The organism is Streptomyces sp. SDT5-1 (genome assembly GCF_052245995.1).
Taxonomy (GTDB): domain Bacteria; phylum Actinomycetota; class Actinomycetes; order Streptomycetales; family Streptomycetaceae; genus Streptomyces.
Genome location: NZ_CM125963.1, coordinates 3,474,170 through 3,486,451, shown reverse-complemented (window position 1 = coordinate 3,486,451; position 12,282 = coordinate 3,474,170). Strand labels below are relative to the sequence as shown.

Here is a 12,282-nt window from a genome sequence, read left to right as displayed (position 1 = left end):
CAAAGTCCGGCACCGGAGTGTGAGGGGAATCGCATGGAGCGCATGGATCACGAGGACACGGCGGAGCCCCTGCGCGCCCCGGTCTTCGAGGACGTCGACCCCGCCGAGGACTGCGACTGCGCCGGCTGCGCCGAGTGGCGGCGCGCCGTACCGCACCCGCCGCGCACCAAGGTCGGCGCCCGCCACGCCCTGGCCCTCGCCGCCGCGGCCGGCACCGTCGTCGGCGGACTCCAGGTCACCCCGGCGGGCGCCACCGAGCACCACGAGGTCAGACCGGCCACCCCGGCCCCCGGCGGCGACACCCCGCAGGGCGGCACCGGCCCCCTGCACGGCGCCCCGGCCCCGGCCGCGGGCCCCCTCTACATCGCCCAGCCCACGTCCCTCCGCAAGACCTCCCGCGCCGCGATCATGGACCGCGCCCAGACCTGGGTGTCGGCCAAGGTCCCGTACAACATGGACAAGTACTGGAAGGACGGCTACCGCCAGGACTGCTCCGGCTTCGTCTCCATGGCCTGGGGCCTGCCCGGCAACGAGTGGACCGGCAGCCTCGCCCAGTACGGCACCCGGATCACGAAGGCGCAGCTCCAGCCGGGCGACATCCTGCTCTTCCACAACCCGTCCGACCCGCAGAAGGGCTCGCACGTCACGATCTTCGGCGGCTGGGCGAACTCCTCCCGTACGCAGTACATCGCGTACGAGCAGACGCGGCCCGGCACGCGGGTGCAGACCACCCCGTACGCGTACTGGAGCCACTCCAGCAGCTACGTCGCGTACCGCTACAAGGGCGTCACGGGCGGCAGCGCCGGATCGAGCGGGACCTCGTCGGCGTTCCCGGGCGCCAAGTACTTCGGCCCGGGCAAGAACAACGCGTACGTCACCCGGCTCGGCAAGATGCTCGTCGAGCGGGGCGGCAAGCGCTACTACAAGGTGGGCCCCGGCCCGCGCTGGAGCGACGCCGACCGCAGGGCGACCAGCGCGTTCCAGCGTGCGCAGGGCTGGAGCGGCAAGGACGCGGACGGCATCCCGGGCCCCACGACCTGGTCGTACCTGACGAAGGGGCAGGGCAGGGACATCCCGGCGGGCGGCAGCGGCGGAGCCGAGCGCACCGGGACCGCGCCCGCCTTCCCCGGCAAGGCGAAGTTCCGCCCCGGCGCCGAGAACGCCGATGTCACCCGGCTGGGCAGGCAGCTGGTGAAGAAAGGATTCGGCAAGTTCTACACGAAGGGCCCGGGTCCCCGCTGGTCCGAGGCGGACCGGCGCAACGTCGAGGCCTTCCAGCGCGCCCAGGGCTGGCGCGGCAAGGCCGCCGACGGCTACCCCGGCCCCGAGACCTGGCGGCGGCTGTTCTCATGATGCGCAACGCGGAGGGTTCCATGAGCGAAACCGACGGAGGGGCGCGCGCCGCGCGGCTCATCCGCACCGAGTCCACCACCGAGATCCCGGTCCACCTCCTCTTCCGTGACGACCCGGACCCGGTGGCCGTGCCGCTGCGGCCCGCGGTCGTCACCAAGGCGCAGGTCGAGCGCGGTGCCGGGAAGTCCCCGCGGCGACCGCTCCCGGCGACCGCCACCGTCACCCCGCCGCGCCCCGCGCCGACCGCCGAACCCGGCATCGAGGAGCGGCGGGCACGTGCGCTGCCCGGCGCGTTCGGGGTGCTCGGCGGGGCCGCGGGCGCGGCGGGCGCCGCCGCCTCGCTCGGCTGGGCGGGGGAGCTGCCCCGGATCATGACGGAGCTCGCGGGCCTCGACGTCGCCGCGGGCGCGGGCTTCGGCCCCGCGCAGTGGGCGGCGCTCGCCGGTTCCTGCGCGCTGGCCCTGTTCGGCGTCGGCGGGCTCGCGCGCGGGCGCACCGGCGGGGCCTGGGTGCTCACGCGCTTCGGCCGGTACCGGGGGACCGTGCGCAGGACGGGGCTGCTGTGGCTGAACCCGCTGCTCCTGCGCCGCCGGATCGACCTGCGCCTGCGGCACTGGCGCAGCGAGCCGATGCCGGCGGTCGACACCAATGGCGAGGCGCTGCGCGTCGTCGTGCTCGTCTCGTGGCGGATCAAGGACACGGCGCGCGCGACGCACGGCACCGACGACCACGAGACGTATCTGCGCGAGTGCGTGGAGACGGGGCTCGCGCGGGTGCTCTCCCGGCTGCCCGCCGAGGTCGGCGACCGGGACGCGCCGGTGCTGCGCAACGCGGAGGCCATCGGCGACCTGCTCACCAGGCGTCTCGCGGAGGACGCCGCGGCGGTCGGCGTCGAGGTCTTCTCGGCGCAGCCCACGCGGATCGAGTACGAGCCGGAGGTGGCCGCGGCGATGCGGCGCCGACGGATCGCGGCCCTGGACGCGCGGCACCGCGACTCGCTGCTCACGTCGGTCGTGGACTCGGTGGAGGACACGGTGACCCGGCTGACGGCCCGCGGTCTCGTCGATCTCGACGACTACGAGCGGAAGTTGCTCGTGAAGGACCTGACGGTGGCGTTCTACACGGGCAAGGGGGACTGACGCCCAGGGGGGGTGGGCGGAAGGGCTCCCGCCGGGAATCGCGATTGGTCTGGACATGCCCAACGGGCCGCTCTACATTGTGCGTTGGTCTAGACCTGAACCATCGCTGTGCGCACGGCTTCCGGCACTCCCGACACCCCCCAGGAGCGGCAGCATGCGAAAGACCTCGAAGCGTACGAAGGCGTACGCGGCCCTGCTCGGACTGACGACCGCGGGGGCGTTCGCGCTCTCCGCGGGCGGCGCGAGCGGGCACGGCTACACCGACCTGCCCGTCAGCAGGCAGAAGCTGTGCGCCAACGGCGGCGTCAGCGGCTGCGGCGACATCCAGTGGGAGCCGCAGAGCGTCGAGGGCCCCAAGGGCTTCCCGGCGGCGGGGCCCGCGGACGGCAAGATCTGTTCCGCCGGGCACGGCAACTTCAGCGCGCTCGACCAGCCCAAGCAGCCCAACGGCAATGCCTGGCCGACGACCAAGGTGACGGGCGGTCAGAGCTACACGTTCCGCTGGCAGTTCACCGCGCGGCACTCCACCACGGACTTCCGCTACTACATCACCAAGGACGGCTGGGACCAGAGCAAGCCGCTCACCCGGTCGGCCCTGAACACCACACCGTTCCTCACCGTCCCGTTCAGCGGCCAGCCGCCCGCGACGCTCTCGCACTCCGGCACGCTGCCCTCCGGGAAGTCGGGCCACCACGTGATCCTCGCGGTGTGGACGGTCGCGGACACGGCGAACGCGTTCTACGCGTGCTCGGACGTCACGTTCTGAGCCCGTGAACCCCGGCGCGCCACCCCACGACGCGCCGGGGTCCACCGGACGAGCGACCGTCGACACCCTCCACATCTGACGGTACGTCAATTATGGTGCGCGGCCATGGGATCCATGACGCGCACCTTCGCGGAGCTGATCCAGGAGCGGTGGGGCGACCACAGGCCCGGACTCGCGTACGAGGATCAGGTCCTCAGCCACCACCAGGTCACGGCGGGGGCGGCGGCCCGCGCCGCACTCCTCGGCGAGCTGCTGCCGCGCGCGGCGGAACCGCACGTAGGACTGCTCCTCGACAACACCCCCGAGTTCCCCCAGTGGCTCGGCGCCGCCGCGCTCTCCGGGGCCGCCGTCGCCGGGCTCAACCCCACCCGGCGCGGCGCCGAGCTCGCCCGCGACATCACCCACACCGAATGCCGCGTCCTGGTCACCGAGCGGGCCCACCTCCCGCTGCTCGACGGCCTCGACCTGCCGGGCGTACGCATCCTGGTGACCGACACGGACGCGTACGGGGAGCTGCTCGCGTCGTACGAGGGCGCCGAGCCGGAGGTGGCGGGGCGGGTCGGGCCCGGCACCCGGATGCTCCTCTACTTCACGTCCGGGTCGACGGGGGCGCCCAAGGCGGCGCTCTGCTCGCAGGGGCGGCTCGCGGCGGCCGGGCGGTCCCTGGTCGACAGCTTCGGCGTGCGCGCCGACGACGTGCACTACGTCTGCATGCCGCTCTTCCACGGCAACGCGGTGATCGCGGACTGGGCGCCGGCCGTCGCGGCGGGCGCCGGGGTGGCGCTGCGCCGTCGCTTCTCGGCGTCCGGGTTCCTGGGGGACGTCCGGCGGTTCGGGGCGACGTACTTCACGTACGTGGGGCGGGCCGTGCAGTACCTGCTGGCCACGGAGGAGCGGCCGGACGACCGGGACAATCCGCTGCGGATGGGGTTCGGCACCGAGGCGGGGGCGGTGGACGCGGCGCGGTTCGAGGAGCGGTTCGGGGTGCGGCTCGTCGAGGGGTACGGGTCGTCGGAGGGCGGGGCCGCGGTGCAGCGGACGGCCGACACCCCCGTCGGGGCGATCGGGCGTGCGGCGCCGGGCAGCGACCTCGTGGTCCTCGACCCGGAGACGAAGGCGGAGTGCCCGCCGGCCCGCTTCGACGACTCGGGCCGCCTCGTCAACGGCACCTCCGCGATCGGAGAGCTGGTCAACCGGGGCCGCTCACCCTTCGAGGGGTACTGGCGCAACGAGGTCGCGTACGCGGAGCGGGTGCGGGAGAACGGCTGGTACTGGACCGGCGACCACTTCTACCGGGACGCGGACGGGTTCCTGTACTTCGCGGGGCGCGGCGACGACAAGATCCGCGTCGACAGCGAGAACCTCGCCCCCGCCATGATCGAGAACATCCTCGCGCGCTGGGACGACGCGGTGGCGGTCGCGGTGTACGGGGTGCCGGACCCGGTGGCCGGTGACCAGGTCATGGCGACGGTCGCGCTCCGCGAAGGCGTCGCCTTCGACCCGGCCCGCCTCGACGCCTTCCTGCTCGCCCAGCCGGACCTGGGCACGAAGATGCGGCCCCGGTTCGTCCGGGTCGTCGACCGGATGCCGGTGACCGCGACGAACAAGGTCCGCAGGGGCGAGCTGCGCCGCGAGGGCTTCTGGACTGGCGGCGACCTCTACTGGCAGCCGCCCGGCGAACCGTCCTACCGCCCCTTCACCGAGACCGACCACAAAACCCTGACCGCCACCTACGCCGCCCACGACCGCACCTTCCTCCTCACCCCTCCGTGACCCCTGTGACCCCGGTGGTCAAAAGCACCCCCTGAGGCCAGGTAGTATTTACCTCGTCAACCGGCGCCATTAGCTCAGTTGGTTAGAGCAGCGGACTCTTAATCCGCGTGTCCGGGGTTCGAGTCCCTGATGGCGCACCAGACGTGAGGCCCTTCGCTACGGCGGAGGGCCTCGGTCGTGTGTGAGCGGCTGCGGTGTGCCCGTCGCGGAGGGGTGCGGCTGGGGGTCCGGGGGTTGTCCCCCGGGGGATGCAGCATCCGCGTGTCCGGGGTTCGAGTCCCTGATGGCGCACCGAACGCAAGGCCCTCGCTACCGGCGGGGGCCTTCGTCGTGCCGGGGGAAAACCAGCCCCTGCGGCGCTTGAGCAGCGGGGTCCGGGGCAGCGCCCCGAGGCGTAGGGGCGGCTGAGGCTGACACGTCCGGGCGGGTGGGCACATCGAGCCCCGCCGGCGATTGAGGCGCGGGGGCCGGGGCAGCGCCCCGAGGCGTGAAGGTGGTGCCGCGGTCAGATCGTCAGGGACAGGAGGACGGGGGCCGCCTCCTTGTTCAACGTTTCGGCCGCGTCGTGGAGGCGGTGGGCGTGCTCGACCGGGAGGGAGAGCGCGAGGCAGCCGACCGACGCGCCCGCCGTGATGGGAACGGCGGCGCACACCGTGCCGACGGCGTACTCCTGAAGATCGAGCACCGGAACCGTCGCCGGCTGCGCCGCGAGGTGCGAGAGCAGCACCTTCTCGTTCGTGATCGTCCGGGACGTGAGCCGCGCCATCTTGTGCCGCGACAGATGGTCCCGCCGCCCGTTCATGTCGAGCTGCCCGAGCAGGCTCTTGCCGATCGCGGAGGCGTGCGCGGAGACCCGGAAGTCCACCCACTCGTTGACCGCCGGCGTCTCGGGCCCCGTCGCCATCTGGGTGACCTTGATCTCCCCGTCGACGTAACGGCTCATGTAGACCGCCGCCCCCACGTCGTCCCGCAACCGGTCGAGCGTGAGCTGGAGCTTCGCGGTGAGCGCGGACGCCCGGCCCTCCGCGGAGCCGAGCCTGCTCAGCGTCGCGCCGCCGATGTACGCGCCGTCCGACGTCTGCTGGACGTACCCCTCGCGGCGCAGCATCCGCAGCAGGGCCGTGAGCTGCTCGGCGGGCAGTCCCGTGACCCGCCCCAGCTCCGTGTCGGTCACCCCCACGCCCCGGTGGGCGACCGTCTCGAGCACGCGCAACGCGTGCTGCACCGATTCGTGCGGCTGGTGCGGCGACGCACCGTGCTCGTGCTTCAGCGCCACGGTTCTTCCCCCTGCATGGACCGGTTCCGGACAGCTGGGCCGATTCCACGATAGCCGCCAACACCCCTTTCGGGGGCGGCGGTTGGGGAGATTGGTGGCGCGCCCCGTGCCTCTCAACAGGAACGCGCCACCGTGGCATATGCCAAAGTCATGCACCACCCGGTGCCCGGCTGGTCACAGCACGGCGCTGAGGAACTCCTGCGTGCGCTCGTGCTCCGGCTCGCTGAAGATCTTCTCCGGCGAGCCGGACTCGATGATCCGCCCCGAGTCGAACATCAGGACCTGGTCCGAGATGTCGCGGGCGAAGTTCATCTCGTGCGTCACGCAGAGCATGGTGATGTCCGTGCTGTGCGCGATGTCCCGGAGGACGTCGAGCACGCCCGCCACCAGCTCCGGGTCGAGCGCCGACGTCACCTCGTCGAGCAGCAGCACCTGCGGCCGCATCGCGAGCGCCCGCGCGATCGCGACACGCTGCTGCTGACCGCCGGAGAGCTGCGAGGGGTACGCCTCGCAGCGGTCGCCGAGCCCGACCATGTCGAGCAGCTCGCGGGCCCGCTCGTCCGCCTCGTCCTTGGACAGACCGAGCACGTTGACCGGCGCCTCGGTGATGTTGCGCAGCACGTTCATGTTCGGGAACAGGTTGAACTGCTGGAACACCATGCCGATGTTCTTGCGGATCTCCCGGATGTGCTTCTCGCCCGCGGGGACGAGCTTGCCGTCCTTCTGCTCGTGCGTGAGGTACTCGCCGCCGACCTTGATGGTGCCCTCGTCGGGCTTCATCAGGGTCATGAGCAGCCGCAGGATCGTCGTCTTGCCGGAACCGGACGGGCCGATCAGCGTGACGTGCTTGCCGGACGCGACGGAGAAGTCCAGGTCGTCCAGGACGGTGTTGCTGCCGAACCGCTTGGTGACCTTGTCGAAGCGGATGAGCTCGCTGCCGTCGACGGCGGGATTGGGGATTTCCTGGGAGGTGCTGCTGTCAGCGGACAAGACGACGCTCCAAAACTCGCAGAAGAAGAGAGGCCGGGTAGGCGATGACGATGAAGGCGACACCGACGACGCTGATGGCCTCGAAGGTGAAGGTGGTCTGGCTGAAGCCCTGGGCCTCGCCGAGCATGTCGAGCGCGCCGATCGCCATGATCTGCGGCGACTCCTTCAGCATGACGATCACGTAGTTGCCGAGCGCGGGGATCACGCGGCGCACGGCCTGCGGCAGGATCACCGCGCGCCAGGTGCGGCCCTTGGGCAGGCTGAGCGCGGTGGCCGCCTCCCACTGGCCGACGGGCACACCGTCGATGCCGGCCCGGTAGACCTCCGACGTGTACGTCGAGTAGTGCAGGCCGAGGCCGACGATGCCGGTGACCAGCGGGGACATCGAGATGCCCCAGGACGGAACGACGTAGAAGAGGAAGAACAGCTGCACCAGGAGCGGGGTGTTCCTGATGAACTCGGTGAGCGCCGTCACCGGCCAGCTGATCCACTTCGCCTTCGAGCGCTGGGCGATCGCCCACACCAGGCCGAGGGCGAAGGCGATGATCACGCCGCCGACGAGCGCCTGGAGCGTGACGAGCAGGCCGTCCCAGAACTGCGGCATGAAGTCCGCGACATTGGACCAGTCCCAGTTCACTTGGCACCTCCGGCACCGGTCACGGGGTCGATCGTCGACTTGGAGCGCATACCGCCGAGGAACACGCGCAGTCCGCCCTTCTCGGGCGCCTGGCCGATCCGGCTCTTGGCGCGCCGCTCCAGCAGACGCATGAGGCGCGTGAAGATGAAGGCGAACACGAAGTACAGGACGAGCAGCAGCGTGTAGACCGGCGCGCTGTCACCGGAGACGAGCCGCTTGAGGTTGCCCGCGAACGTCATGTCGGCCACCGCGATCAGGGAGACCAGCGAGGTGCCCTTGAGCAGTTCGATCAGCAGGTTGTTGAACGGCGGGATCATCTCGGGCCAGGCCTGCGGGAGTTCGATGCGGCGCAGGCGCTGGGCGCGCGTGAAGTTGAGGGCGATGCCGGCCTCGCGCTGGGCGGGCGGCACCGCGGCGAGTGCGCCGCGCACGATCTCCGAACCGTAGGCACCGTAGGTGATGCTGAGCGCGAGGATGCCCGCGAACATCGGCTGGAACTTGATCTGGAAGAGCAGGGGCACGGTGAACGCGATCCAGAACATGAAGACCAGCGACGACGTGCTGCGGAAGATCTCGAAGTAGGCACCCGAGAGGAACCGCACGATCCACGTGTTGGACGTGCGCAGAGTGCCGATGATGAACGCGATGACGAAGGCGATGATCGCGCTGAGGACGGTGACCTCGAGCGTGATCCAGATGCCCGGCAGGAACCAGTTCTCGAAGAACTTGGCGGACATCATGAGGCGGCTCCCTTGGCGGGGGGACAGAGTTTCTCGACCGTGAGGTCGGTCATCTCCTTCTTCGTGAAACCGAAGGGCGCCATGATGCGCAGGAGTTCACCGCTGTCCTTGAGCTTGTGCAGCTCCTTGTTGAACGCGTCGCGCAGGTTCATCTCCGACTTCCGGAAGGCGAATCCGCCTGCTCCGTAGGCCGGCTTTCCGTCGACGACGGGCTGGAAGGGCGGGACGCCCTCGACGCCCTTCGCGCCCTTGATCACCGTGCGGACCGTGACGGCCGTGCCGGCGAAGGCGTCGACCCGGCCCTGGCGGACGGCGTCGAGCCCCGCCACCTGGTCGGGCAGGATCAGCATGTCCTTGATGCCGTAGGCCTTGGCGTACTCGATCTCCGCGTAGGCCGTGCCCGTCGCGAACTTCAGCTTCTTGTCCGCGATTTCCTTGTACGTCTTGATGCCGTGCGGGTTTCCCTTGCGCACGATGAACGAGTCGGGCATGAGGTAGTCGGGATCGGAGAACAGCACCTGGGCGCAGCGATCCGGATTGATGTACATGCCCGCCGACACCACGTCGAACTGCTGGGCCTGGGTGAGCCCCGGAATCAGCGCGCTGAACTGTGTCGGCACCGCCTTCACCTTGGGCACTCCGAGGCGCGGGAAAATCACCTTGGCGATCGCCGGTGCCTCTCCGGTGACCTCGCCGTTCTCGTCGATGTATCCGTACGGGACCTCACCCGCGACGCCGATCTTCACCTCTCCGGCGTCGCGCAGTCGGTCCAGCAGGTCCCCGCCCTCGACCTTCCCCTCCTCCGGCACGCGGGTACAGGCCGCGGCGCCGAAAACACCCAGCGCCGCCGCTCCCGCACCGTAGAGCAGCGAGCGGCGGCGGACTGGTCTGGCGATGAATCCCTCATTGTTACCAAGTGGTGGAGCCATGGCGCGCCATTACCCGAAGCCCCGAAAGGTATGCCTGTCGTTTTCGGCCCTTGATGAAGCCGAGATCTGAATTCACGGTAATTCGGCCATGTCCTAACTTCATTCGATACCAGCGGTGTTGGGGCGGGAGTGGTTCGCCACCCCGGACTCGTAGAACGCGTGCGCGGTCCTGAGGACGAGATCGTCCCTGTGCCGCGCCGCCACGAGCTGGAGACCGACCGGCAGACCGTCCCCGTCGAGCCCCACCGGCACCGAGGCGGCCGGCTGCTGTGTCAGGTTGAACGGGTACGTGAACGGGGTCCAGCCCGTCCATCGCCGCAGGCCGGAGCCGCGCGGCACCTCGACGCCCGCCTCGAACGCGGTGATCGGCACCGTCGGCGTCACCAACAGGTCGTACGTCGAGTGGAAGACGCCCAACCGGCGGCCGAGGTCCATCCGCGCGTCGACCGCCGCCAGATAGTCGAGCGCGCTGTACCGGGCGCCCCGCTGACAGACCTCACGGAGCCCCGGGTCGAGCAACTGCCGCGCGGACGCCGGGAGATGCTGCACCACCCGTGCCGCCCCGCTGAACCACAGGGTGTGGAAGGCCTCCACCGGATCCGTGAAGTCGGGGTCCACCTCCTCCACGTACGCGCCGAGTTCCGCGAGCCGCGTCACCGCCGCGCGCACCACCGCGGCGACGCCCGGCCGCACCGCCACCTGCCCGCCGAGCGTCGGCGAGTACGCGACCCGCAGCCCGCGCACCCCGCCGTGCAGCGCGTCCTGGAAGCCGCCGGACGGGGGCGCCGAAGCCGACCAGTCCCGCGGGTCGTGGCCCGAGATCACGTCCATCAGGAGCGCCGCGTCCGCCGCCGTCCTGGCCAGCGGCCCCACGTGCGACAGCGTCCCGAACGGCGACGCCGGGTACAGCGGCACCCGCCCGTACGTCGGCTTCAGCCCGAAGACCCCGCAGAACGCGGCCGGGATCCGCACCGAACCGCCGCCGTCCGTGCCGAGCGACAGCGGCCCCGCGCCCGCCGCCACCGCGGCCGCGCTGCCGCCGCTCGATCCGCCCGCCGTGCGCGAGGTGTCGTACGGATTGCGGGTCGCGCCCGACAGCGGCGAGTCCGTGACGCCCTTCCAGCCGAACTCCGGCGTCGTCGTCTTCCCGACCAGGACCGCGCCGTGCTCCCGCAGCCGCGCCACCGAAGGCGAGTCCTCGTCCCAGGGCCCCTGCTCGGACACGGTGCGCGAGCCGCGCAGCGTCGGCGCGCCCCGCTGCAACAGGATGTCCTTCACGGATATCGGCACCCCGTCCACCAGACCCGCCGGATCGCCCGCGCGCCACCGCCGGGCGCTCGCCTCCGCCGCCGCGAGCGCCCCCTCCGCGTCGACCCGCACGAACGCGTTCAGCGCGGGCTCGGTCTCCTCGATCCTCGCGAGCACGGCACGGGTGGCGTCGACGGGGCTGAACTCTCCCTTGCGATATCCCTCGACGAGGTCCTGCGCGGTCAGTCCGATGAGCTCGCCCGTCATTCGCCCTCCAGCGGCAGAGATCGCGACACGTCGCCGATGACCTACCCAGGAACACCTCGTCGGGCACGGACATCGCGGGGAAACCGGACGGCAACGAAGGTCCGCTTCCCTGGTTCGACACGTCGGGAACCGGCGGCCATTTCGTGAACGCGGTAAGAATCGCGGGACCTGCCGACATGTGTGGATTGACCCCGCAGGCACCGGAACCTACCGTCGACAACAGAGGTACTGGCGGTACTCCACCAGGTTCCTGCACCTAGTTTCGCGCTGTGTCGCTGTCCCGACGTCCCGGCGGTTCGCCGGCTCAAGCACCACACCGGCATTGATCAGACAGCTGAACTTGGGGCCTGCTCATGGACGTCTCATTCCTGGGAGGACCGGAACCGCAGCGCGGCGTGGGCGTCGTCGCCCCGTTCGACTTCGCTCTCGACCGCGAACTGTGGCGCTGGGTGCCCGACCACATCTCCCTCCACCTCACCCGCACGCCCTTCGTGCCCGTCGAGGTCGGCCTCGATCTGGCGCGCCTGGTCAGCGAGCACGAGACGCTCGGCGAGGCGGTGCGCGCGCTCGGCGCCACCGAACCCGAAGTCCTCGCCTACGCCTGCGCCTCCGGCAGCTTCGTCGGCGGGGTCGCGGGGGAGCGGGCGCTGTGCGCGGCGATGCGCAGGGCCGGGGAGCTGCCGGCCGTCACCACGTCAGGGGCGCTGCTCCAGGCGCTCTCCGAACTCGGCGCGCGCCGGATCGCGCTCGTCACCCCCTACACACAGTCGGTCACCGAATCGCTGGAGGAGTACCTGGCGGAGGCGGGCGTCACCGTCACCGGGCGGGCCTTCCTCGGGCTCACCCGGCACATCTGGCGGGTGCCGTACCGGGACGTCGCGGAGATGGCCAGGGAGGCGAGCCGCGCCGGGGCCGAGGCGCTCTTCATCAGCTGCACCAACCTGCCCACGTACGACATCATCCCGCAGCTGGAGGCGGAGCTGCGGATTCCGGTGATCTCGGCCAATCAAGTCACGATGTGGGCAGCCCTCGCCCGACTGGGTACCCGTGCCGTGGGGCCCTACCAGGCGCTGCTCGATCCGGCGGCGCGGGTCTGGCCCCCGCCGGAACTGCCCGGGGAGCTTCCCCGGGAGCGGCCGAAGGAACAGGAAGGGTGGACATAGG

At 71.0% G+C, this 12,282-nt stretch carries 11 protein-coding genes and 1 tRNA gene; 6 read left to right on the top strand and 6 right to left on the bottom strand.

All coding sequences use genetic code 11. From position 1 onward, the window contains the following. The first annotated feature begins 69 nt into the window (after positions 1 to 69). The 5 genes from ACTWJ8_RS16175 to ACTWJ8_RS16155 all read left to right on the top strand — a co-directional run bounded on the left by ACTWJ8_RS16175 (position 70) and on the right by ACTWJ8_RS16155 (position 5,171). Entirely contained in the window at positions 70 to 1,353 is a 1,284-nt protein-coding gene (locus ACTWJ8_RS16175; protein ID WP_443264902.1) for a peptidoglycan-binding protein, read from the top strand. 20 nt (positions 1,354 to 1,373) lie between these two features. Next, positions 1,374 to 2,492 (top strand): SPFH domain-containing protein, encoded by a 1,119-nt coding sequence (locus tag ACTWJ8_RS16170; RefSeq protein ID WP_443264246.1) that lies wholly within the window; start codon positions 1,374 to 1,376, stop codon positions 2,490 to 2,492. A 154-nt stretch (positions 2,493 to 2,646) separates the two neighbouring features. Then, a complete protein-coding gene (locus tag ACTWJ8_RS16165) occupies positions 2,647 to 3,258 on the top strand; it encodes a lytic polysaccharide monooxygenase auxiliary activity family 9 protein (protein ID WP_443264244.1) in 612 nt (203 codons plus the stop codon). Between the two features lie 105 nt (positions 3,259 to 3,363). Then, on the top strand, positions 3,364 to 5,031 hold the full coding sequence (locus ACTWJ8_RS16160; RefSeq protein WP_443264242.1) for an AMP-binding protein: 1,668 nt from the start codon (positions 3,364 to 3,366) through the stop codon (positions 5,029 to 5,031). A gap of 63 nt (positions 5,032 to 5,094) precedes the next feature. Next, a tRNA-Lys gene (locus tag ACTWJ8_RS16155) sits at positions 5,095 to 5,171 on the top strand. Positions 5,172 to 5,536: 365 nt separating this feature from the next. Here the strand turns inward: ACTWJ8_RS16155 and ACTWJ8_RS16150 are convergent. The 6 genes from ACTWJ8_RS16150 to ACTWJ8_RS16125 form a co-directional block, all read right to left on the bottom strand. Next, on the bottom strand, positions 5,537 to 6,307 hold the full coding sequence (locus tag ACTWJ8_RS16150) for an IclR family transcriptional regulator (protein ID WP_443264240.1): 771 nt from the start codon (positions 6,305 to 6,307) through the stop codon (positions 5,537 to 5,539). A 174-nt stretch (positions 6,308 to 6,481) separates the two neighbouring features. After that, on the bottom strand, positions 6,482 to 7,297 hold the full coding sequence (gene ehuA / locus ACTWJ8_RS16145) for an ectoine/hydroxyectoine ABC transporter ATP-binding protein EhuA (RefSeq protein WP_356376444.1): 816 nt from the start codon (positions 7,295 to 7,297) through the stop codon (positions 6,482 to 6,484). After that, a complete protein-coding gene (ehuD, locus tag ACTWJ8_RS16140) occupies positions 7,287 to 7,934 on the bottom strand; it encodes an ectoine/hydroxyectoine ABC transporter permease subunit EhuD (RefSeq protein ID WP_356376447.1) in 648 nt (215 codons plus the stop codon). Before ehuD ends, ehuA begins: the two co-directional genes overlap by 11 nt. Continuing rightward, positions 7,931 to 8,674 carry an ectoine/hydroxyectoine ABC transporter permease subunit EhuC gene (ehuC, locus tag ACTWJ8_RS16135; RefSeq protein WP_356376450.1) on the bottom strand — a complete coding sequence of 248 codons (744 nt, stop codon included), beginning with the start codon at positions 8,672 to 8,674 and terminating at the stop codon, positions 7,931 to 7,933. Before ehuC ends, ehuD begins: the two co-directional genes overlap by 4 nt. Beyond that, a complete protein-coding gene (ehuB, locus tag ACTWJ8_RS16130; RefSeq protein WP_356376453.1) occupies positions 8,671 to 9,603 on the bottom strand; it encodes an ectoine/hydroxyectoine ABC transporter substrate-binding protein EhuB in 933 nt (310 codons plus the stop codon). Before ehuB ends, ehuC begins: the two co-directional genes overlap by 4 nt. Before the next feature lie 99 nt (positions 9,604 to 9,702). Further along, positions 9,703 to 11,118: an amidase gene (locus tag ACTWJ8_RS16125; RefSeq protein WP_356376456.1), complete on the bottom strand. Its 1,416-nt coding sequence runs from the start codon at positions 11,116 to 11,118 to the stop codon at positions 9,703 to 9,705. Positions 11,119 to 11,471: 353 nt separating this feature from the next. Between ACTWJ8_RS16125 and ACTWJ8_RS16120 the strand changes: the two genes are divergently transcribed. After that, positions 11,472 to 12,281, top strand: coding sequence for a maleate cis-trans isomerase family protein (locus ACTWJ8_RS16120; RefSeq protein ID WP_443264238.1), 810 nt, complete (start codon positions 11,472 to 11,474; stop codon positions 12,279 to 12,281). Position 12,282: the final 1 nt, after the last annotated feature.

Excerpts from the sequence above, each read along its gene's own strand:
- ehuB (WP_356376453.1), bottom strand. The coding sequence starts at position 9,603 with ATGGCTCCACCACTTGGTAACAATGAGGGATTCATCGCCAGACCAGTC.
- ACTWJ8_RS16120 (WP_443264238.1), top strand. The coding sequence starts at position 11,472 with ATGGACGTCTCATTCCTGGGAGGACCGGAACCGCAGCGCGGCGTGGGC.
- ACTWJ8_RS16160 (WP_443264242.1), top strand. The coding sequence starts at position 3,364 with ATGGGATCCATGACGCGCACCTTCGCGGAGCTGATCCAGGAGCGGTGG.
- ACTWJ8_RS16165 (WP_443264244.1), top strand. The coding sequence starts at position 2,647 with ATGCGAAAGACCTCGAAGCGTACGAAGGCGTACGCGGCCCTGCTCGGA.
- ACTWJ8_RS16125 (WP_356376456.1), bottom strand. The coding sequence starts at position 11,118 with ATGACGGGCGAGCTCATCGGACTGACCGCGCAGGACCTCGTCGAGGGA.
- ACTWJ8_RS16170 (WP_443264246.1), top strand. The coding sequence starts at position 1,374 with ATGAGCGAAACCGACGGAGGGGCGCGCGCCGCGCGGCTCATCCGCACC.
- ehuC (WP_356376450.1), bottom strand. The coding sequence starts at position 8,674 with ATGATGTCCGCCAAGTTCTTCGAGAACTGGTTCCTGCCGGGCATCTGG.